Annotated in this window: 15 protein-coding genes; 6 read left to right on the top strand and 9 right to left on the bottom strand. The window is 66.0% G+C overall.

What is annotated here, in order from left to right:
- Positions 1-32: 32 nt before the first annotated feature.
- Positions 33-2,549, top strand: coding sequence for a biosynthetic peptidoglycan transglycosylase (locus tag FRC96_RS14685; protein WP_230470283.1), 2,517 nt, complete (start codon positions 33-35; stop codon positions 2,547-2,549).
- Positions 2,550-2,680: 131 nt separating this feature from the next.
- Here the strand turns inward: FRC96_RS14685 and FRC96_RS14680 are convergent, their stop codons facing one another.
- Complete coding sequence (locus FRC96_RS14680) at positions 2,681-4,357, bottom strand: DUF4397 domain-containing protein (protein ID WP_146975474.1); 1,677 nt, start codon at positions 4,355-4,357, stop codon at positions 2,681-2,683.
- A gap of 317 nt (positions 4,358-4,674) precedes the next feature.
- Here FRC96_RS14680 and FRC96_RS14675 point away from each other — a divergent pair, with 317 nt between their 5' ends.
- The gene (locus tag FRC96_RS14675) at positions 4,675-6,129 is read left to right on the top strand and encodes a hypothetical protein (RefSeq protein WP_146975472.1); all 1,455 of its coding nucleotides are present in this window, start codon (positions 4,675-4,677) and stop codon (positions 6,127-6,129) included.
- Between the two features lie 15 nt (positions 6,130-6,144).
- Here the strand turns inward: FRC96_RS14675 and FRC96_RS14670 are convergent, their stop codons facing one another.
- The 6 genes from FRC96_RS14670 to FRC96_RS14645 all read right to left on the bottom strand — a co-directional run bounded on the left by FRC96_RS14670 (position 6,145) and on the right by FRC96_RS14645 (position 12,803).
- Positions 6,145-8,313, bottom strand: a complete 2,169-nt coding sequence (locus FRC96_RS14670; protein ID WP_146975470.1) for a BatA domain-containing protein — start codon at positions 8,311-8,313, stop codon at positions 6,145-6,147.
- Positions 8,286-9,179, bottom strand: a complete 894-nt coding sequence (locus tag FRC96_RS14665) for a DUF58 domain-containing protein (RefSeq protein WP_146975469.1) — start codon at positions 9,177-9,179, stop codon at positions 8,286-8,288. Before FRC96_RS14665 ends, FRC96_RS14670 begins: the two co-directional genes overlap by 28 nt.
- 56 nt (positions 9,180-9,235) lie before the next feature.
- Positions 9,236-10,252, bottom strand: coding sequence for an AAA family ATPase (locus tag FRC96_RS14660; protein ID WP_146975467.1), 1,017 nt, complete (start codon positions 10,250-10,252; stop codon positions 9,236-9,238).
- A 323-nt stretch (positions 10,253-10,575) separates the two neighbouring features.
- Positions 10,576-11,115, bottom strand: a complete 540-nt coding sequence (locus tag FRC96_RS14655; RefSeq protein ID WP_230470282.1) for a GbsR/MarR family transcriptional regulator — start codon at positions 11,113-11,115, stop codon at positions 10,576-10,578.
- Positions 11,112-12,113 (bottom strand): polyprenyl synthetase family protein, encoded by a 1,002-nt coding sequence (locus FRC96_RS14650; protein WP_146975463.1) that lies wholly within the window; start codon positions 12,111-12,113, stop codon positions 11,112-11,114. Before FRC96_RS14650 ends, FRC96_RS14655 begins: the two co-directional genes overlap by 4 nt.
- Positions 12,114-12,299: 186 nt before the next feature.
- On the bottom strand, positions 12,300-12,803 hold the full coding sequence (locus FRC96_RS14645) for a hypothetical protein (RefSeq protein WP_146975462.1): 504 nt from the start codon (positions 12,801-12,803) through the stop codon (positions 12,300-12,302).
- 437 nt (positions 12,804-13,240) lie between these two features.
- On the opposite strand from FRC96_RS14645, the gene FRC96_RS14640 reads away from it, so the two are divergent.
- On the top strand, positions 13,241-14,290 hold the full coding sequence (locus FRC96_RS14640; RefSeq protein WP_146975460.1) for a YihY/virulence factor BrkB family protein: 1,050 nt from the start codon (positions 13,241-13,243) through the stop codon (positions 14,288-14,290).
- 76 nt (positions 14,291-14,366) lie between these two features.
- Here FRC96_RS14640 and FRC96_RS14635 read toward each other — a convergent pair whose 3' ends face one another.
- Positions 14,367-14,870 (bottom strand): hypothetical protein, encoded by a 504-nt coding sequence (locus FRC96_RS14635; RefSeq protein WP_146975458.1) that lies wholly within the window; start codon positions 14,868-14,870, stop codon positions 14,367-14,369.
- 155 nt (positions 14,871-15,025) lie between these two features.
- Positions 15,026-17,221, bottom strand: a complete 2,196-nt coding sequence (locus FRC96_RS14630; RefSeq protein ID WP_146975457.1) for a DUF7282 domain-containing protein — start codon at positions 17,219-17,221, stop codon at positions 15,026-15,028.
- 379 nt (positions 17,222-17,600) lie between these two features.
- On the opposite strand from FRC96_RS14630, the gene rpoN reads away from it, so the two are divergent.
- The 3 genes from rpoN (at position 17,601) to FRC96_RS14615 (ending at position 21,976) form a co-directional block, all read left to right on the top strand.
- Positions 17,601-19,046 carry an RNA polymerase factor sigma-54 gene (gene rpoN / locus FRC96_RS14625; protein WP_146975455.1) on the top strand — a complete coding sequence of 482 codons (1,446 nt, stop codon included), beginning with the start codon at positions 17,601-17,603 and terminating at the stop codon, positions 19,044-19,046.
- A 197-nt stretch (positions 19,047-19,243) separates the two neighbouring features.
- A complete protein-coding gene (gene hpf / locus FRC96_RS14620) occupies positions 19,244-19,882 on the top strand; it encodes a ribosome hibernation-promoting factor, HPF/YfiA family (RefSeq protein ID WP_146975453.1) in 639 nt (212 codons plus the stop codon).
- A 201-nt stretch (positions 19,883-20,083) separates the two neighbouring features.
- Positions 20,084-21,976, top strand: a complete 1,893-nt coding sequence (locus tag FRC96_RS14615) for a S9 family peptidase (protein ID WP_146975451.1) — start codon at positions 20,084-20,086, stop codon at positions 21,974-21,976.
- The last annotated feature ends 162 nt before the right edge of the window (positions 21,977-22,138 follow it).

The raw sequence follows: 22,138 nt of genomic DNA, 5'->3' as shown, positions 1-22,138 counted from the left end.
CCATGAACGGGGCGTCGGAGAGCGAACATAGCGTGACAAAGACCTTGAAAGATGGGCCGGGGGAGGCAAGGCGCAGCGGTCATTCGGCAGGGATGGCGCTGCTGACGTGTGCGGTGGTGTGCGGTGGCCTCTGGGTGGGCGCGGAGGTGCTGCGCAGCCCGATGGTGCTCAAGCGGGTGGTGGTGCCGCGCGTGGCGCAGCTGGCAGATCAGCAGGGCGTGGAGCTGCGCATCGGCGCGATGGGGCCGGCCGGCTGGGCGGGCGTGCGCGCCTATGAGGTGAGCCTGGCGAAGACGCAGGGCGCGAAGCGGGTGGAGGTGCTGCTCGACGAGGTCGATCTTCATTTGGACTGGTCCGAGAGCCTGCGCGCTCGCGCGCCGAAGTTGGGGGAGGTGAGGCTGGGCACCTTTGAGGTGTGGGGAGGCGACGCGCCGGTGGCGCCGCGCGTCGAAGATGGCGGGGACGTCGCCCCTGGGGACGACAGGGCTTCGACGCACGAGCCGTCCGAGTCGTCATCGCCTGCCGGCACGCCGAGAGGACCCGAGCGTGTTCTGGCGTCGATGGTGCAGGTGAGCTGGGAGGGCGGACCGGTTGAGCTTCAGGGCGCGTTATGGCCTGTAAACCTGGGGGCTGGTGAGGCGCGCGTTGATGTGGCCGGGCGCACGCTGGCGTCGCTGCGCGCCCGCGGCCAGGTGGATGCACAGCCCTTTGAGGCGGCGGTCGATGGGGAAGCGCTTGTCGTGCACACCGAGACGATGGATGTGGCCGCGCTCCTTAAGGCGCCCGCCGGGGAGCTCGATGTGGCGTCGGTGTCGCTCGATCTGGGGGAGGCGCTCGCCAGGCTCAGGCGCGGGAAGATGCCCGAGCGCGTGACGCTCTCGAAGATGCGTGTTCGGCCTGTTGAGGGGGCCGACGTGGTGCTGGAAGCCGATGCGTCAACGCTGGAGCGTCGCGGGCCGACGGTGATCTGGAGCTCGGAGGGCGCGCGGGTGCGCGGCGAGCAGAAGATCTACGGGTTGCGCGACGTGGAGCTGAGCTACCGTGCCGATGTGCCCGGTTTGGGCCTTGTGGCCGAGGTGCTCGACGATGAGGGAGGCCACCTCAACGTGGAGGCGCAGTGGCACTTGCCCAGCGCGATGGTCGGCATCAACGCCTGGTTCCACGACTTTGCCTGGGATGGCACCACGCCCTGGCCGGTGCCCGGATCGTCGCGTGTGGAGCGGGCGTTGTTGGAGGGGACGTTGCATGGGGAGGTGGACCTGGCCCAGCGCATCGCCGATCTCAACGGGGACCTGGTGTTGGAGGAGTTTCATGTCAGTGCGCCCTTTCTGGCCGAAGAGACGCTGAAGTTTGAAGCGGTGGAGGTCGGCCTGGGCGCGACCTTTGACGCCGGCGCGCGCGCGCTGAGTGTAGGGGAGGGGCGCCTGAAGTTGGGCGCGCTCGACGAGGTGCGCTGGTCCGGGCATGTGATTGACGCGGGTAAGGGGTTCTCGTTTGGGTGGTCGCTGGCCGGCGAGGATCTGGACGCCAGCCAGGTGCTCTCGGAGCTGCCCGAAGCGATGAGTGGAGTGCTGGCCAACACGCAGATGCAGGGGCGATTTGGGGTAGAGCTTGGTACCTCCGGGCATAGCGCCTTTCCCGACAGCCTGGTGCTCGATGTGAGCTTTACGGGCGATGTGCAGGTCGAAGACTCGCTGCGCTGGGACGCGATGCGTGCGGCCGGTGTCGATGTGCCAGAAGAGGCCGGTGGCGGCGGCTTTTTTGACTCCGAGGCTCACCCGGCTCGCGACATTGATCCTCAAGAATGGGTGCGCATCGCGCGCCTGCCCGCGCACGTGCCCTCGGCGCTGCTCTCGGCCGAAGACGCGACCTTCTTGCAGCACGCCGGGCTCGACTGGGTGGGGCTACGCATGGCGATGGTGCATAACCTGCGCGAGGGGGCGTTGGAGCGGGGCGGCAGCACCATCACGCAGCAGCTGGCTAAGAACCTCTTTTTGACCCGGGATCGCACCATCTCGCGCAAGCTTCAGGAGGCGTTTTTGACCTGGCGCATGGAGAGCGAGTTGAGCAAAGAGCAGATCCTGGAGCTCTACATCAACGTGGTGGACTGGGGCCCCGGCGTACATGGGCTCTATCAGGCGTCGCGTTTCTATTTTGATCGCAACCCGGACGAGCTGAACGTCTCGCAGAGCGCGATGCTCGGCGCGATCTTGCCGGCGCCCTCGCGTTTTGGGGCGTTGATCAAGGCCGGTTATCTTCCTTCCAGCCGTCAGGACAAGATGCGACGCGTGCTGGTGAACATGCGTTTTCTGGAGCAGCTGACCTGGCCGGAGTACCACGCCGCGCTCGACGAGGTGAACCGCAGCAACCTGGGCGGGGTGCAACTGGCGGTCTGCGCCGATGATGAGACCGCCGGTGAGGACGACCGAAGTTGTGCGGAGGTGCTCGCGTCGCAGGTCGAGGAAGAGAGCGCTGGCGAGATGTCCTTTGAAGACTGGGAGGTCAGCCAGATCCCCACAGAGACCGGGTGGATGCCGCTGACCCATTGAGGCGTGGCAATGAGGTTGTGAAGACGACAGCCCCGGGACGCAAAGCGTCCCGGGGCGCTTGTTTCTGGGCCCGCAAAAAGCGCGCGGGCAGGAGCAGGGGCCGCCCGCCAGCGCACGCAGGGCCAACCTCCTTACTCTTCTGGCGAGACGACGGTGAGGTTGCCGTCGGCGCTGACGATGAGCAGCGCCAGGCTGCGCGCCGCATCCGTGGTGTTGAGCAGACCGCTGGCCACCACGGTGAGCGCTTCGCCTTCGAGCAGCGAGAGGGGAAGCGCGAAGCCGGCCAACGCGGTGGTCGTGTCGGATGCGGGCGTGATCTGCGCCACGATATCTTCCGGTGCGACGCTGAGGTAGCCGTCAAAATCCCCGTAGGTCAGCGTCGGGCTCAAGACCTGCGCTGACTCCCCGGCGTCGGTGACCAGCGCGACGGTCGGGGCGTCGGGCACGCCGTGGAAGACCAGAAGATCGACGGTGTCGGCGCTGCGCGCCTCTTCGAGGGCGTCGGAGTTGAGGAAGATGCGCAGCGCGATGTCTTCGCCGTCCGGGTTGGCGGTGAAGTCGCCCGGGTCGAGGACGCCGCCGATCACCGCCACCGCGCTCTGGCCGTTGCCCAGGTTGAGGGTGCTGGTGAGCACCTCGGTGTTGGCGTCACCCGCGGCTGTGACGAGCAGCTCGAAGTCCTGGCCGGCGGCGACGGTGCGAAAGGAGGTCGCCTCGCGGAAGGCCACCGCCGGGTAGGTCAGCTCGCTGTCCAGGTACAGGTCCACGGAGGCGGCGTCGGGATCCGGCGCGTTGTGGATCAGCTGCAGGCGCGCAGCGTCCTCCAACGCGACGCCCTCGCTACGATCGCCGCCGTAGCGCGAGGGGAAGAGCGTGAGCTCGAACGTGGCGTCGGGGTTCTGGGCGGTGTCGCTAAAGCCGGTGGCCACGACCACAAAGGCATCTCCGCCGGTCAGCTCCGGGGTTTGAAAAGAGCCCTGGCGAGCGCCATCGGAGGCCTGGAGAAGATCAAACGCCAGCACCCCGGGGGGAACCGAGAGGTAGTTTTCGGCAAACTCACCGTAGGCCAGCTGTGAGAGAATCTCGGTGCCGTCGGGGAGGGCCAGGGCCACGGCGGGCTGGTCGGTGGAGGCGTGGAAGATGGCGAGCTGATCGAAATTGCTGTCGTTGGAGCGCTCGCGGGCGTCGGCGAAGGTGTAAAGGCTCAGCGTGGTGTCGGCCTCGTCGGGGTTGGGGTCAAACCCGTCGGGATCGAGCACGCCGGCCACCACGATGATTGTGCGCTCCTCCGCCGGAAGTGACACCGCGCTGAAGGTGGTCAGCGCGTCATCGACGCTCGCCGAATCCCCCGGGGCGATGGCGATCTCCAGATCGTCGCCGGCGTCCACATCCACGAAGGGCGTGGTGGTGCGGAACGCGAAGTCGTCGAGGAGCAGAGTCTCATTGAGGTACACATCGACGGTGGCGGCGTCGGGGTCGGCGGCGGCGTGAATGACCTGGATGCGCGCCTGGCCCGCGGGGATGGGGACGACCTCGTCGCCAACGTCACCGGTGTCCTCGTCGGCGTCGTCAGCGTCATCCTCGTCGGCGTCGGCGTCATCGGCCACATCCGGGGGCTCAACGTCTTCGGTGTCGCCGGCGTCGTCGACATCACCCACATCGCCAGCGTCGAGGTTGGGGTTGTCGTCCGGGTCGTCATCGTCGCAGGTGCAGGCGCCGCCGAAGATCAGGAGCGCGCAGAAGAGCGGGGTCAGCAGACGATGAAGTGGGAAGGGGGACGACGACCGAGGGGGGAGGCGACGCGGCATAGAGGCTCCTGGCAGGAAATAATCAGGACAGTAGATGAGGCGTAGCGGCGAAGCTCCAGCGGAGCTCCGGCGCGACTGCCACAGACCTCGTGCGCGCCCCCATCGATGGCGGAAAACTCAAGGATGCGACTCGCCGCGAGCCTGTGTGAGCTCTGGGACCCGGTCAAAGCTCGTTTCGCGGCGCGTTACCGGTCATGCGAGAGGGGATGGTAGGCACACCACGTTTCCCGGCAAGCGCTCGGTGGGGCGCGCCCGTGCGTACCTTTAACGGGATGGAAGGATCTTCAGGGCAACGCGGCAGAGCCGGGAGGTACGCGATGGTACGTCGACGACGAACGCCTCAGACCCAGCGCTGGATACGCTGGGGCGCGGCCGCAGTGCTGACGTTTTTGCTGGTGTGGGTGGCGATGACCTGGGGGGATCGCGAGGAGCCGCCCCATGGCTCCGGTCCGCAGGCGATGCCCGGCGAGGAGGACGCTCCAGGGGCCGAGGTGCCGCCGGCGGCCACCGACCCGGAGTCGGCGCGCGACTCCCCCCGCGAGCGGGGAGAGCCGACAATGGAGCCGGCCCGCGGCGATGATGGAGCCTCCGACGGGGCTCCAGAGAGCTCGGTGCTCTCGACCGAGCCCGATCCGGAGCGCATCGCCGAGCTGACCCGGGCCGTGGAGCGCTCCCAGATCGACGATCAGGTTGAGCCCGAGACGCGCGCTCGCCTCAATGAGACCGACCCGGAGGAGGACGACGAGGGCGATGCGCCTGATGCTACGGGACCGTCCGACGACTCCGATTCGGGCGCATTGACGCAGGACGAAGAGGCGCGCCGCGAGGCGTTGCAGGCGTTGATTGAGGAGGAAGAGGTCGACGATCTGGAGACGCTGGAGGCGCTCGCCAGTGAGCGGGGCATCGCCCTCACCGAAGAGGAGGCGCTCAGCGAGGAGGAGGCCTTGGCCGAGGAGGAGGCGATGCTGGAGGAGGAGGCCCTGGCCGCCGAGCTTGAAGATGAGCTGGAGGCGGAGGTCGACGCGCTGCTCTACGGCGATGAGGCGGCCGTCGAGCCGATCGCCGGCGAGGAGGTTGCGGCGACGGGGAGTGAGGCGACGCTCGGCGCGGAGGCCGCCGCCGGCGGGGAGGAGGCGATGGGAGCGGACACCACCGGCGATTGGGAGGGGGCTGTGGCCGGGATGACACCGGCCGGGGCGCTGGCGCAGCTCGGTGGCGCCACGCCGGAGCAGGTCGCCGCGAACGCCGCAGGTTATGCGTGGGCTTCGACCTCCGCGCTGGTCCTGGCGCTGGAGGCACTCCGGTTGGCCCTGGCCGATCAGGGGACCCCGGCCCGGGTCGTCACCCGCAGCGAGGCGGAGGACGGCGACGAGGAGGATGAGCCCCCGGACGTCGATGACGCAGACTCCGACGATCAGGATGACGACGATCGGGAGGATGATGAGGGGGACGAGCGCGACGATGAGGACGACACGGACGCGGTTGCCGACGACGATCGACGCCCCGACGAGATCCTGCCCGTGGAGGAGGCGACGCTGATCTGGGCGGCCTGGAGCCGCGGCGTCACCGAGCTCCGGCGCACCCAGGAGCGCTTCTACCCGGGGTTGTCGTGGATGCGTGTGGAGGTCGAGGAGGCCTTTGAGGCCCTTAGCCCGGGTTTGCCTCTCAGCGAGCAGTCCGAGGCCCTGGTGGAGCTTGTGGAGCGTGCAGGGGCCTTGTTGCAGGCGATGGAGGATGCCGAGGTGCCCGGAGGGGCTCCCTCGCCGATTTGAGGCGGAGCGCCGGGGTTACGCGTCGGCGGGTCGCCTGCGCAGCAGGCGACGGCCGACCTGCACCAAAACGCTGCGGCGCGCGCCGAGCACCGACTCCAGCAAGAGCGCCATCGTCACGAAGAAGAGCAGGCCGCTCCACAGGTTGACGCGGCGCTGCTGGCCCGGGGCGCTCTCGGCGATGGGGCGCCCCTGCGCGTCGCGCTGCCAGCCCTCGATCACGCCCGGGGCGAGCGGGGTGAGGCGAGAGGCGCGGCGGTCGAGGTTGGCGGCAAAGCTCAGCCCGGCGATCAGGCCGCTCTCGGATTCGTCATCGGCGAAGAAGAGATGCGGGCCGGGAGTCTCGGCGCTCAGCGTGACCAGGCCGTCGATGGGTTCGACCACCTGACGGCTCGCGTCGGGACCGGTGACGATGGCGCGCTCGTTGACCAGATCGCCGACCTCCACCTCGAAGTCGGCACCGACGATGCGTTGGGTGTCGTTGGACGACCCGGCGCGGCGCGCCAGGTGGCTCAGCGCGCGGCGCACCACCGGGAGGTAGGCGGTGCGCACCGGGAAGTCGGTCCAGTCGCGGTCCAGGGTGGTGGTCCAGAGGAGCACCCGCCCCTGGCCAACCTGGCGCTCCAGCAGCGCCGGGGCGTTGTCCTGGTAGGAGAGCGCCAGAGTGGTCTGCTGGCCGCTGGGGGCCGGGTCCAGGAGCATGTAGCTGTAGACCTGCACCGACTGCATGGCGCCGCCGCCGGGCAGGTTAAAGACCCGGAAGATCGGGTGCTGGCGGCGCGTGGGCCCCAGGCGCGTGATCTTGACCGGGGCATCCGGGTCGTCGCGCTCAGCGAGCCTCTTGAGCCCGCGAAGCGGGCGGGGGAGAAGCTCGCCGAGCTGGTTGTTGTAGGCCTCGGGGTCGACCTGATCGCCCATGCCGATGAGCAGCCCGCCGCCTTGCTCCACGAAGGCTTTGAGGCGGGTGGCCTGCTCGGCGGAGAGGCGGCTGACGTTGGCGAGCACGATCACATCGAAGGTGCTCAGGTCGTCGCGCTCCAGGCGGTCCGGGGCGCCGGTGGTCGGTGAGATCGCGCTCTCCGAGGCCACGCCGGGACGCAGCGCGCGGGTCAAAAAGAAGAGCTCGTCATCGTAGGGGATGTTGCTGGGGCTGCCGTTGATGAGCAGCGCGCGCACCTGCTCGCGGGGGCGAATGAAGAAGTGCCAGGTGTTGTCGCCTTCGAGCGGGTCGGCGTCGATCAGCTCAACTTGCGCGGCGGTGAGGGTGGGATCGGCCAGGCGGTGCACAAACTCCACGGTGCTCTCCTGGCCCGCCGGCACCGAGACTTGCTGGCCGCCCACTACCGACTCGCCGACCTTCAGCTGCGCCTGAACGGCGTCGACGTCCTCGTCGCCGAAGTTGGCCAGGGTGGCGGTGATCGTCCAGGCGCTCTCGCGGGTGCTGCCCTGCTGCTGGTAGCTCACGCCGGTGATGGCAAGGTTGGGGGTGGGGCGCTCGGGGCTCTCGCGCACCGAGATGACCTCTAAGGGGTGGGCGATCTCCAGGTCGGCCGGAGCGGTCTCGAAGCTGCCCTCGGTCAGCGCCCCGACGACGATGAGGCGGCGGTTGGGCAGCTGCGAGGAGGCCAGCAGGGTGGACGCCCGGGTGATCGCCTCGCCGAGGTCGCCGGGGGAGGTCGACGCCTGAAGTTCGCGAAGCTGGCGGGCGACCTCGCTGTGATCTTCGGAGAGACGCTCCCCGTCGCCGGGGCCGCTGGAGCGCAGGAGCGCGACCTGGTCCCAGGGACGAAGATCGTCGATGAGACCTTCGGTGCGGGCGGTGGCGTCTTCCATCCAGTCGCCGTGGTCCATGGCCAGGCCGTCTTCGATGACGATGGCCACGGCGGTGGGCATGCGCTCTTCGGCGGTCAGCCCGGACTGGCTGAGCACAAAGGGCTTGGCCAGCGCGATGGCCAGCGCGGCGATGGCGAGCACGCGCAGCGCGAGCAGCACGCGCTGGCGGACCTTGACGCTGCGGGCGGTGCGCTCGTTGGATTCCTGCAAGAGACGCAGCGCCGGGAAGGGGCGCGTGACGGCTTTGCGGCGGTTAAAAAGGTGAATCAGGATCGGCAGCGCCGCGGCCAGCAGGCCGGCCAGAAAGAGGGGCTGTACGAAGTTCATCAGCGCCTCCTCAAAAAGTCCTGGCACACCAGCTCAACAGGGCGTGTGGTGTCGTAGCTCAGGTAAGTGATGTTGGCCCCGTTGCAGACCGCCTCAATGCGGGCGTTGTGGGCGCGCATCGCCTCGATGTAGCGGTCGCGCAGGTCGTCGGGATCGGCCAGCAATTCGCCGTCTTCCTCCATGCCCTCAAAGAGGCTCAAGCCCTCAAAGGGCAACGTGCGCTCGGCGGGGTCGAGACCCTGGAAGATCACCACGTCAAACTTGCGGCTCTTGAGTACGCGCAGCAGATCCTCGGTGTGTTCGGTGGCGTCGAGCAGGTCGCTGAAGATCAGGATGAGGCTTCGGCGGCGGGCGCGCTCGGCGATCTGCCGCAGGCTGTCGTCGAGGGCGGTGGGGCCCTGCGCCGGGAGGTTGTCGAGCAGGTAAAAGATGTCGTCGAGGTGTTTGGTGCGGGCGGCCGCGGGCAAGAAGGCGCCCGGGGTGTCCGCAAAGCCCAGCGCGCCGACGGCGTCGCCCTGACGGATCAGCAGGTAGGCCAGCGTGGCGGCCACGTAGCGGGCGTGATCGAGCTTGGTCACAGGCCCGAGCTCGCTCTTAAACGCCATGGAGCCCGAGCCATCGAGGAGCAAAAAGGTCTGGAGGTTGGTCTCGTCTTCGTACTGTTTGACGTAGTATTTGTCGCTTTTTCCAAAGACCTTCCAGTCGACGCGGCGCAGCTCCTGGCCGGCGGAGTATTCGGTGTATTCGGAAAACTCCACCGAGCCGCCGCGCTGTGGCGAGCGGTGCAGTCCGGCGATGACGCCCTGGGCCAGCTGGCGGGCGCGTACGTGCATATCACCGAGTTGATCGAGGACTGCCGGATCGAGGTAGGTCTGGCGCAGCGCTTCGGCCATAGAGACGTTGCCGTGGCGAGAGGGAGTGAGACGTCATCGTCGACGAGCCCGAAGGCTCAGCCGGCGATGAGGCGCTCGATGATGGCCTGCGGGTCGAGCCCCTGGGCCTCGGCCTGGAAGTTGGTCAGCAGGCGGTGGCGCAAGATCGAGGGGGCCAGATAATCGATGTCTTCGGTGGAGACGGTCAGCCGCCCGTCGAGGAGGGCGCGGGCTTTGCCGGCCAGGATGATGGCCTGTCCGGCGCGGGGGCCGGCGCCGAAGCTGACAAAGCGTTTGACGATATCCGGCGCGCTCGGGTCGGCCGGGCGCGTCTTGCGGATGAGGTTGACCGCGTGGGCGACGACCTCATCGGAGACGGGCACTTTAAGCACCAGCTCCTGCAGGCGCAGGATGGTGGCCGCGTCCAGGATCTTCTCGATCTCGGGGCGGTGGCTGGTGGTGGTGTTTTTGACGATCGCCAGCTCGTCTTCAAGATCGGGGTAGTCGACCTGAAGATGAAACATAAAGCGGTCGAGCTGGGCCTCGGGCAGGGGGTAGGTGCCCTCCTGCTCGATGGGGTTCTGGGTGGCGAAGACCAGAAAGGGAAGATCGAGCTCGTAGGTCGTTCCGCCGGCCGAGACGCGGTACTCGGCCATTGACTGCAGAAGCGCGGCCTGAGTCTTGGGCGGGGTGCGGTTGATCTCGTCCGCGAGCAAGAGGTTGGTAAAGACCGGTCCCTCAATGAACTTGAAGACGCGTTTTCCGGTGGCCGGATCTTCTTCCAGGATGTCGGTGCCGGTGATGTCGGCGGGCATCAGGTCGGGGGTGAACTGGATGCGGTTAAAGTCCAGATCGAGCACCTGGGAGAGGGTGGCGATGAGGTAGGTCTTGGCCAGGCCGGGGACGCCCATCAATAGGCAGTGGCCGCGGGCGAAGATCGCGATGAGCAGGTGCTCGATGAGCTCGTCCTGGCCAAAGATGCGCTTTCGCACCTGTTCGACGATGGCGTCGCGGGCCCGGGCTAACTCTTCGACCGCGGCGAGCTCGTCGTCGAGGGGGTTGGTGAGGGCGTCGGTGTTCAGATCGGTGGCCATGAGTGCTCGTCACAGAGGGCAAACGTTGGGTCACAGGGCGTGGGGCAGCCGGCCCCGGGGGCGCCAGGCGCCTGGAGTGGCTTACAACGCGCGTGCTGCGTGCATTCCTTCCCGAGGTGTCATAGCGCATCGCCGGGGCCGGGCGCCAGCCTTGCACGGCGCGGTGAGGCCAGCGCCATGGCGGGGCGCGGCGGCGCAGACCCCGAGGTGCTCCGCGCTAAAGAGCTGCTCCGCGCTGAAGTGGCAGGAGTGTAAACCCCTGCGTTCGCGTGGCGAGCGTTTCGGGCTGGCCAGGGGCGTGGCGGTCGAGGTGGCGCGAATCTTTAGAGAAGATCGCGGGTCTTGCTGACATCGAGCTGGGCGGTGCGGGTGAAGATCTCCAGGGCCTGCTGCATCATGCCCGCCAGCCGGCGCATGCGCTCGATGCGCTCGAGCGTCTCCGGATCCATATCTTCTTGCTCGGAGGCCAGGCGTCCGGCGTCTTTCAGGTCGGTGGCCACGCGTGAGATGAGCTGGCCCTCGCGCTGCTCGAGCACCTGGCCGATCATCTGCATAAACTCCACCTCAGCCACAAAATGCCATGCGGAGCTTGTGGCCTGGCGCACGCGGCTGACCACGCTCCAGACCTCCAGGTCGCGCGTGATCATGGAGACGGCGCCCTTGGAGAGGTCGAGCGCCTCCTGGATCTCGGAGGAGCTCATCGGCTGGCGGCGCAAATAGAGGAGCGCCCAGACCCGGCCGTGATTGCGTTTAAAGCCCCAGAATTCGATGACGTCGCCGACGGCGTCGGTCACCAGCGCTTCCCACAGAGGCAGCGTGGTGGTGGGATCGTTGTCGGTAGTGCGGTAGTTGTAGCCTTTCATCGGCTCTCCAAACTCCAGCGCGCCTGCGCGCGGAGCTGGGCGGCCCACTCGGCGATATGTTCGCCGCCCGGGCCGTGGGCAAAGGGGCCTAAGGCGTCCATGGCCTGGTCGAGGTGCTCCTCGACGGTGGCCAGGGTCTTGTCCGCGCATCCCAGCTCAACGATCCAGGCGCCGAATCGTTGCACGTCGTCCTCTGATAAGTCATCGCGTTGCCAGAGTTCGTCAAGGGCGCGGCGGAAATCCTCATTGGAGGAGCGGGCCAGGGCGATTGGGAAGGAGGGGTTTTTGTTGCGCAGATCGGCCAGGCGATCTTTGCCGATGTCGACGGGGTGGCCGACCACGTCGATGAGGTCGTCGGTGATCTGGAAGGCCAACCCCAGGTGATGTCCACACTGGCCGAGGCGCTCGATGAGCTCGGTGCGGCCGGCGACCCGCGCCGAGGCCGTGCCGCAGAAGGCGAGCAGCGCGCCGGTCTTGCCGTGGGCGATCGCTTCCCATTCCGGCAGCGTCCAGGTGGAGTCCTGCCGAGCGTCGACCTCGCGCATCGCCGCGCGGGTCATCTCGGCCACGAGCGTCACCGCTTCAAAGGTAACCTCGCGGGGGTAATCTTCGAGCTGCTCCAGCGCGATGCAGAGCATCAGATCGCCGCCGAGCACGGCCACCGAGTTGTTCCAGCGTGCGTTGGCCGTGGGTTTGCCGCGGCGAGTGGTTCCCTCGTCGACGACGTCGTCGTGCAACAGGCTGGCGGTGTGAATGAGCTCGGCGGTGATGGCCAGGCGGATGCGCGCGTCGTCATCGAGATCGAGCGCCGCGCCGAAATGATCGACGAGCAGCGGGCGCATGCGTTTGCCGCCGGCAAATGAGACGTGGCGGCAGGCCTCCAGCAGCACCTCGGGCTGTTTGCCGAGGTGGCGAGGATCTTCGAAGGCCAGGTGGAGCTGGCGCTCAAAGCGCGAGAGAAAGTCGCTGGCGAGGGGCTTTGCGGCGGTCTGAGGCATGGCGTTCACTTCGCGTTGCGGTTTAAGTCCGCGTAAACAATCGTGCGAAGTTTAAGAACCTTTGAACTTTGTGCAACCGAAAAGGCCGCCGATGTGTGCGAGGGCTCAGAAGCGAAAGCGCCTCGGGCATGGGCCGGAGGCGCTCGGAACTCAGAAGCTGGTGTGACGCTCGGACAACGCGAAGCCTCAGTGGATCGAGGAGGGAGGGCTGTCGGTGAAGGCGTGGTCGAGGTCGAGGGACTCTCCGGGGGGGGAGGTCGGTGCCTCCACGCAGGCGGCCTGATCGGTGGCTCGGTCGGCGTAATGTTCGAGGCGGCGCACATGCTGGAGAAGGGGCTCAAGCAGACGCTCGCGCAGCTCGCCATGATCAAAGGCGGGGCTGTGCACGATGAAGTAGATCAGGCTGAGCAGCTCTTGCTGGCCGCGCGCCGCGCTCTTACGCAGTTCATCTGCGGTGGTGGCGGCAAAAATGATTCCAGGGTGGGTGCGCTCCATGCGACTCCACTGACGCCAGCGCGTGGAGCGCTCGACGTTGAGGGTGTCGAGGCGGCGGGCATCGTCGATGCGCTGGCAGAGCGAGCGGAGTTGATGCTCGTCGGCGACGGCCTTCATCTGATCGTAGATAAAGAGGCGGCGCGCCGGGCTGAGCATGTGGCGTTCAAGCGTCTTGAGCGTATAGGCGTACATCATAAACCTCGCGGCCGCGCGGCCTGTCAGGTCAGGCAGCGGGCATCAGGCAAAGGCGCCAGAAGCGAATGCGTTACGTCATACGAAGAAGGTAGCACAGGGCGATGAGTTGCGGCAACAGTGTGCCCGAGGCGCGGCAGCCGGGGGCCGGTTCGATGGTCGATGTGCGTGTGTAAGTCGTTGAATTTGAGGTCTTATTCCTTGTTTGTGGCTCGGCGGTGAACATAAAGCTCTGGGCGTGTGATGTGGCGAGGGCGTGGTGCATGGTGAGGACGCGAGCGTCTCGGCCTGGATGCTCCCAGGGAGGCGGGGCCGAGTTGAAAGCGCCTTGCGTCGTCGACGTCGGGAAGGCAAACATGCAAGCTGTCGGCGCGGACGCGCGGCCGTGTTGAGCGCAGGTGGTTGGGCGCCAGAGTACGGACGGCGCACGACGAGCTCAGATGTCAGAAGAAGGACACGTTCTGAACGCGAAGATCACCAGCTGGATACGAGGGCTCCCGGGGGTTCCCGGCCACACGCTGCGCTTTGCGCTGCGGGTCTTGCTGCGATTTTTCGGAGAGAAGAACGGGCTGATTTTAGCCGGGGCGGTCTCTTATAACACCCTGCTCTCGGTGATCCCGCTCTTTGCGCTGATCGCCGTCTTCTTCTCGACCTTTGTGGACGAAGCCCTGCTGCTCTCGACGATTCAGGTGGAGTTGAGCCTGATCGCGCCGGGGCAGAGCGAGTCGATGGTGCGCGCGCTCCAGGGCTTTCTGGAGCAGAAGGAGCTCATCGGGGTGGTGGGCTTGCTGGTGCTGCTCTTTTTCAGCTCGATTGCGTTTCGGGTGTTGGAGAACGCGCTTAACGTGATCTTTGATCAGCCCGAGCAGCCGGTGAAGCGCTCGGTGTGGGTCTCGGTGCTGATCCCCTACCTGTTTATCTGCGTGATGGGGGTGGCGATCACGGCGTTGACCGCGTTTACCGCGGCGCTCGATGCCATCCCCTGGGCGATCTACGAGGTGCCCTTGCTGGGGTGGGAGCTGAGCATGGACACGGCGACCAGCGTGGCGCTCTATGTCTCAGGGGTGGTGGGGCTGACGCTGCTCTTTGCGGCGATCTACCGGGTACTGCCTCTGCCGGAGATCTCCTTTCGCAGGGCGCTGGTAGGCGGGCTGACCGCAGCGGTGCTCTGGGAGATCGTGCGCCATATTATGGTGTGGTATTTCACCAGCATCTCGCTGGTAAATATGATCTACGGCTCGCTGGCCACCGTGGTGATCGTGCTGCTCTCGATGGAGGTGGCCTCGGTGATCCTGCTGCTGGGCGCGCAGGTGATCGCGGAGCTGGATCGGGCCGATCGGGCCGGGGTGGCCTGGTATGAGAAGCCCGGCGCCGCCCAGACGCTGGAGCCACCGCGGGCGAAGTCGTCTCGTGAGAAAGTCAAACGCGAGCCGGGCCGAAGACGGGTGCGCACCCATCGCAAACTTCGCGATGAGCAGGACCCGCTGTAAGGCATCAGATGGCGCGTCGGCTCGCCACACTGTGTGATGTGCCGTGGAGCGGCTTGTTATGCGGACTTCGACGGCCTCAGCGATCGCGGCAGATGCCGGTGTATTCGCCGTTGAGTGGCTGGTTGCAGGTGCCCACGTAGGCGTCGATGCACGCCTGGTTGGCGTCGCAGTCGGAGTCGTCCCAGCAGTCGGCGTCGAGGGCCGGGGGGATGCGGCAGACGCCTTCGCCGTTGGTGGTGCAGAGGCTCGCGTAGCAGCGCATGAACTCGGCGTTCGGGGCGCTGGAGCTCTGGCAATCCTGGTCGGTGAAACAGCAGGGCGCCACGGTGGGGTTGGCGCCGGGGCGCGGGGTCAGCTGGCAGAAGGGCGCTGCGTCGGTATCGGTATCACCCGCGTCGCCGGTGTCACCTGCGTCACCAGCGTCGGAGCCGGTGTCCGGGTCGCCCCCGGAGTTGTTTCCGACAAGCCCGCCGGGGCCGGTGGAGTCGTTGACATCGCGGACCCGCTCGGGTTCCTGACAGCCGACGATCATCAGAGTCAGCGCGGTCAGGCAGAAGACGAAAGTTGTGCGAACAGGCATGGGGAGGCTCCGGCGAAGGTGTGAGGTCCAGGGAGAGGGTAGTGAGTGCGTGGGCGATGCACAACAAAAAGCCCGCGGCCGGTCTGAAATGACCGGCTCGCGGGCTTAAAACGCGCCCTACAAGAGCTTCCGTAGGGTGCGCGGTAACGCGACGATCAGCGCTCGATGAGCGTCGGGGCGTCTTCGATGTCGAGGTCGCCGCGCATCAGTATGGGAGTGTCGGCCGAGCGGTAGGTGTTGATGTTGGCGTCGACCAGGTCCTGAGTGAGCGTGAACCAGATGCGCTGACCGTCGGCGACGCGGTTGACCTGAGAGTCGCCGTTGTAGGAGCCGCTCTCGTCCTGGGAGATCAGGCTGGTGAAGTCCAAGCCGGCAATGCCCGAGGGGTGGCCAAACTGCAGCGGGTTAGCGCTGTAGACGGTGTTGTTGATGCCGTAGCGCCAGCCGCGGAAGAGGGTCAGCGTGGGATCATCGGTGGTCGAGCCACCGTCGACGATGTCGACATAACCCGCCGGGCGCACCGCCGAGACGCGGTAGGAGTTGCCGTTACTGCTGAAGGTCAGGAAGACCGCCGGGGTGCCATCGGGGACGGTCACTTCGAAGGTGACGCGCACCGGGTCGCCGGCCTCATCTTCGGCCGGCACACGCTCGCCCTCTTCGAGCTTAAAGAGCTGCGCGACGATGACCTCGCCATCTTCCAGGGGGCGACCCACGGTCAGGGCGATGTCCTGGTGGATGCCATAGTCCAGAGCGGCTTCGGCCAGAAGGACGCTCTCGTCGGCTTCGGCGAAGATCTCCAGGATGACACTCTCGCCGGCGTGCAGCGCGTCGATGCGAACTTCGGTGGAGACTTCATCGAGCGATTGGTCGCGGGCTTCCAGGCTGTTTTCGAGAAGCTCGACGATGAAGCTGGCTTCGACGCCGGTTTCGGTGGCGTCGAGCACCGGAAGGTCCACGTCGGCGTCGAAGGCGTCGCCGGCGGTGATGTCGCTGTGCAGCACCACGCGCAACGCTTCGCCATCTTCGATGTCGCGGTTCAGAGGGGCGACGATGTTGGCTTTCACGGCCGGGTCGGCGGCTACGGCGACCGCGCCCAGGAGGGTGTCTTCGGCGTCGTAGATCGCAAGCCATCCGTCCTGGTCGTAGACGAGCTCAGCGATCGTAACTTCATTGAGGGGGAGGCTCTCCAGGAGCTGATCTTCGACGGTGAGCTGCGGGGCGGAGGGGTCGATCAGGGTTACGTCAAAGGTGGCCATGACGGGCGCTTCGTCGACGACGACGATGGGATCTTCGTCGCTCTCGCCATCGTAGGTGAAGTCGCCGTCGGCCGGGCTCTCCTGGTGGATGCGGGCGTGAAGGGTGGCGCTGGCCGCCAGCGCTTCGTCGAGCGCGATGGTGATGTTCTCGAGCTCACCGGCGGAGAAGAGTTCGCTGGCGAGCAGGTCGCCGGGCTCCCCTTCGTCGTCGGCGTAGATGGCGATCCAGCCGGCAAAGCCCTGCAGCTCTGCTGCTGCGATCACAATGCTGTCGGCGGCCTCAAAGCTCACCGACTGATCGTCGACCGAGATGGTGGCGACCGGCTGAAGCTCCGGCAGGGTCACGACAAAGCTGGTGGTGAGAGGTTCTTCATCCACCGTGACAACAATGTCCGACTCGGGGTCGAAGTCATCTTCGGGCTCCGCGTCGATGTGCAGCGAGGCGTGAAGGGTCTCGTCTTCGAAGGCATCGCGCGAGAGGATCACGCGGACGTCTTCATACGAGCCGGCTTCCAGCGAGGCTGTGGCGATGACGTCGGCGGGGGTGCCCTCATCATCGGCACGAATCACAAGCCAGGCGTCGACGTCGCTGGCGACTTCGGCGATGACGACCTCGTTGATGGGGTCGGCGATCTGATCTTCGGCCACCAGCGCCGGGGCGATCTCCTCAACCTCAATGCTGACCGTAAACTGAACGCGGACCGGCTCGCCGCGGTCGATCGCCAGGAGGGCGTCGTCGGGCTCGAAGGTCTCGGCGTCGTCCTCGCTCAGATAGAGGCTACCGTAGAGGAGCTCTTGATCGAGGAGGGGGCGCGCGAGCTCGATGGTCAGATCGGAGGCGCTGCCCGCTTCGACCGGGAGCGTGCCCAGGGGCTCACCGAGCTCTCCTTCGTCATCGGCGTCGTGAATGACAACGTAGCCGGCGCTCTCGGCGAGTACTTCGGCGACGACGATCTCGTTGGGGATCTCGGGGCTCTGATCGTCGATGGTGAGCAGGTTCTCGCGCTCGTCAAAGGGAGGGGGCTCGTCGCCGCCGCAGGCGCTCAGCGGCAGGGCGATCAGCAGGGGGGCCAACCATTTCAATGTCTTCTTCATGGTAAAACTCCATACAAACAGGGTCGATGAAGCGAGCGTGCTCCAGGCTCTGACATCGATGTCATGGTCTGAGAACATCGCTCAAATGACGCGCGGAAGGGACGTGGGGGAAAGAGGTTGCAAGTGCCTGATATCATGAGTGTTTCGAGGGTGTCAGATGGTCGTCTCTCCGAGTCCGAGCTACGCGCCAGGCTCGATGTGGGTAGTATTAAGCAAGAGCTGTACCAAAAGCTCAGGAGCTTGCGAAGTGAGCGACGATTTTATACGTTAGAGGTCTGTAGAGAGTGCCGGTTGGACCTGACAGGTGGCGATCGCGCCGCGGATTCGGGGGCCGGGTCGGGCGCTCCGTGATGGATGACTGAAGACGGGAGAGACGCGTATGGCGATGGAGCTGCGCCAATCAGTGAAGATGTCGCAGCAGCTGCGGATGACCCCGCAGTTGCAGCAGGCGATTAAGTTACTGCAGCTCTCGCGCATGGAGCTGATCGCCGAGGTTCGCCAGGAGATGGTGGAGAACCCGGTGCTCGAAGAGATCCCGGAGCCCTACGAGTCGGAGGGGCCGGCTGAGCGCGAGCCGGAGCGGCGCGAAGAGCTCGCCGAGGTTCGGGCCGATGAGCGCGATATGGGGGAGGTGGACTGGGAGGCTTACGCCGAGAAGTTCGGAGGCTCCGATGGCCCGACCAACCATTATAAGGGGATGCGCGGGGAGGACTTGCCCGGGCTGGAGCAGACGCTCTCGACGAGCGAGTCGCTGGTCGATCATCTGATGGAGCAGCTGCGCCTGGCCGAGCTCGCCCCGGAGGATGAGTACGTGGGGGCGCTTCTGATCGGCAACCTCGATGAGGCGGGGTTTCTGAGCGCGGTGAGTCTGGAGGAGATCGCCGAGGACGCGGGCACCTCGGTGGATCGGGTCGAGGGGATCCTGACGTTGATCCAGACCTTTGATCCGGTGGGGGTGGCTGCGCGCGACCTGCGGGAGTGCCTGTTGATTCAGGCGCGGCGCGAGCATCCGGATTTCGGGTTGTTGCATGCGATGATCGAGGAGCATATCCCGGATCTGGAGCGGAAGAGCTACGGGAAGATCGCCCGCGCTCAGGGGGTGGATCTCGATGATGTGATCGCCGCGGCCAAAGCGCTCTCGCATTTTGAGCCGCGCCCGGGGCGTGCTTACTCCGATGATGAGCCGCGCTACATCACGCCGGACATCTATATCCGCAAGCTCGATGGGGAGTGGGTGCCGGTGCTCAATGAGGATGGGCTCCCGCGGCTGCGCATCTCCAACTTTTATAAGAAGGAGCTCGCGCGCAAAAAAGAGGAGGGGGAGCGCGACGAGGTCAAGGATTATATCCAGGACAAGCTGCGCGGGGCGCTCTGGCTGATCCGCAGCATTGAGCAGCGCCAGAACACGATCGTGAAGGTCACCGAGAGCATCATTAAGTTTCAGCGGGATTTTTTCGAGAAGGGGGTCGAGCACCTCAAGCCGCTGGTGCTGCGCGATGTGGCCGAGGATATCGGCATGCACGAGTCGACCGTCAGCCGCGTGACGAGCGCCAAGTACGTGCACACGCCCCGGGGGGTCTTTGAGCTGAAATACTTCTTCAACTCCTCGATCACCAACCTGGGCGGGGACGATCTGGCCAGCGAGGCGGTTAAGGCCAAGATCCGCGACATCGTCGCCCATGAAGACCCCAAAAAGCCGCTGAGCGACGCGCGCATCGTGGAGCTTTTGAAAGAAGAAGAGATCGACATCGCCCGGCGCACCGTGGCCAAGTACCGGGAGATGATGGGGATTTTGTCGAGCAGCAAACGCAAGCAGCTCTTCTGAGCGCGTCAAAAGGTGCAGGCCGGCGCAGAGGGGGGCTTGTTTGCTCTGCGAGTTGTAACGAATACGGTTGGTAGGTACTGGCGTTTCGGACTATGCTGGACCTTCGAGCGCAGACGAGGTGGTGAGGCGGTGTCGTCTTGGAGCTTCGTCGGCTCATTCTAGAATGCAGTATCATCTACCCGAAGAAGGAGTCCTTCATGAACGCAAACGTATCCTTCCGGAACATGGATTCGTCGGCATCGCTTCGCAACTACGCTACGGCCAAGCTGGAGCGCATCTGCGACAAGTATGTTCAGGGCAAGATCGACGCCTCGGTCGTGATGACCGTCGAGAAGTTCTGGCACATCGCCGACTTCACGCTGCAGATCAAGAACCTGACGGTGAAGGGGGCGGAGCGCAGCGAGGATATGTACAGCTCGATCGACCTGGCGCTCGACAAGATCGAGAAGCAGCTGCGTCGCCACAAGGATCGCCTTCGTGACCACAAGCCGACCAACGGTCAGGCCAAGATGTTCAAGATGGCGGTGGTCTCGCCACTCGCCGCAGAAGCAGCGGGTGATATCGACAGCGAGTTCGCCGAAGACTACGAGCTTTACCCGGAGCCCTCGGCCGCCGAAGAGGTGCCGGTGGTGGAGACGGTGAACACCCCGTCGGGCCGGGTCTCGGTGCTGCGCAACAAGCTCTATGAGGCCAAGCCCATGAGCATTGATGAGGCGGTGCTGCAGCTGGACCTTCTCGAAGATCGTCAGTTCTTCGTGTTCACCAACGCCGAGACTCAGGCGATCAACGTGGTGTACAAGCGTGACGATAAGAATGTGGGCGTGATCGAGACCTGATCGCCCCGCCCTCCGCGACGCCGGCGAGCGTCGCGAGGTGAGCAATACAAAGAACCCCTCCTGGCCGCACTGGTCGGGAGGGGTTCTTTTTTTGTGGCGGGTGTTTTAGCTTTGCGGCCACGTGAAGCGGGGTGAGCCGCGACGGTGCTGACGGTGCGTCGGGGCCGGTTGATGGACGATGTGAGGATGTGAGGAGCGCAGATGAGTGAGTCGACGCAGAAGCAGGTGCCCTTCGGGTTGTGGTCGAGCAAGCTGGGGCCGGAGATGTTGGCCGGGGAGCTGCGCTTTTTAGATGTGTCGTGGGGAGGCAAGGGGCGCACGCTGGTGTGGGCGGAGCGGGTGGATGGGCGCGGGGTGCTGATGGTGCAACGCCCCGACCAGGCTGCGCGCGCGCTTAACGATGAGCTCAGCGTCAGCGGCGGGGTGGGCTACGGGGGCGGTGAGTTTGATGTGCGTGACGATCTCGTGGTGTTTGCGGCCTCCGACGGGCGCCTCTACGCCGCCGATCTCGACAAAGGGCGTCCTCGCCCGCTCTCGCCAGAGTGGGGGAAGGTGGCCAGCCCGGCGATCTCTCCGGACGGGGCGTGGGTGGCCTATGTGCATCGAGTCAACGATGAGGATGTGGTGGCGGTGGTGCCCACCGATGGGTCGCAGTGGCCGGTGAAAGTGGCTGAGGGCGCGGACTTCTACATGCAGCCGGCGTGGTCGCCTGAGGGCGACAGGCTGGTGTGGGTGAGCTGGGATCATCCGCAGATGCCCTGGACGCAGACGCGGGTGGAGTCGGCGGGCATCGACATGACCGGCGGGGTGGTGCGGGTGGGGCCGCGGGCCACGGTGGTGGGGCAGGAGGGCGTGGCGGTGCAGCAGCCGCAGTATTCTCCCGATGGTCGGTGGCTGGCGTACTTAAGCGACGCCACCGGGCACTGGCAGGTGGTGCTGCGCGATGTGGAGAGCGGGGAGTCGCAGGTGATCGCGCGCGAGGGGGTGGAGTTTGGCGGGCCGCCCTGGATTCAGGGGCTGCGTTTTTATGATTGGACCCAGGATAGCGAGGCGGTCATCGCGCTGGGCAGTGTGCGCGGGGAGCATCACCTGGAGCGGCTGGGCGTTGATGGGAGCGCGCGGCGGCTGCCGGGGTTGGAGGGCTATACCTCCTTGGCCCAGCCGCGGGTTACCACCGGGGGGGCGGTGGCGCTGATCGCGTCATCGTCCAAACGTCCGCCGCGGGTGATCACGGTGGCTGCGGGCTCCGTGCAGGTGCGTCGCTTCGCGTCGAGCGAGCGTCTTCAAGAAGATGAACTTGCGGCGGCTCGGGCGGTGAGCTGGCCTGTGAGGGGTGAGGATGACGAGGAGGTGGAAGTGCACGGGATCTTCTACCCGCCGACCAATCCCACCTACAGCGCCAGCGGCAAGCCGCCGGTGCTCGTGATGATTCACGGGGGCCCCACCGCGCAGCGGGTGATGGGGTGGGAGGCGCGCAACCAGTTCTTTGCCACGCGCGGCTTTGCGGTGCTTGATGTGAACTACCGCGGCTCCACCGGTTACGGGCGCGCCTACATGGAGGCGCTCTTTGGCAAGTGGGGCGAGGCCGATGTCGAGGATGCCGTCGCGGCGGTTCGTTATCTGGAAGACGAAGGTCTGGCCGACGGCCAGCGCGCGGTGATCATGGGCGGGAGCGCCGGCGGCTACACCGTGCTCAAGGCCCTGGTGGATCATCCGGGCACCTTTAAGGCCGGGGTGTGCCTCTACGGTATCTCGGATCTTTTTGCCCTGCAGCGGGGCACGCATAAGTTTGAGGCGCATTATAACGACAGCCTGATCGGGCCTTTGCCCGAGGCCGCCGAGCTTTATCGGGAGCGCTCCCCGATTAATCGGGCGGAGCGCATCAGTGACGCGCTGGCGATCTTTCACGGGGCCAAAGATTCGGTGGTGCCGCTCGACCAGGCCGAGGCGATCGCCGGGTCGCTGCGGCGTCGGGGCGTGCCGCACCTCTACCATGTGTATGAGGAGGAGGGGCACGGGTGGCGTCGGGCGCAGACCATCGACCACTTCCATCGGAAGGTGTTGGAGTTTTTGGTGGAGAAGGTGGTGTATTGAGGGGTCGTGAGGGGCGCGGGGGTTTGCGGTGTGGGGAGGTTTGTGAGGGGGTTCGGGGGTGTGTGGGTTGAGGTTAGGTGGTTGGGTTGTTGGGTGGTTGTGAGGCGCGGGGGTTTGCGGAGTGGGGAGGTTTGTGAGGGGGTTGGGGGGGGGGGGGGGTGG

The sequence above is a fragment of the Lujinxingia vulgaris genome (assembly GCF_007997005.1).
Lineage (GTDB): Bacteria > Myxococcota_A > Bradymonadia > Bradymonadales > Bradymonadaceae > Lujinxingia.
Note: the sequence above shows the minus strand (reverse complement) of the source record. Positions and strands in the feature narration are given on the sequence as shown.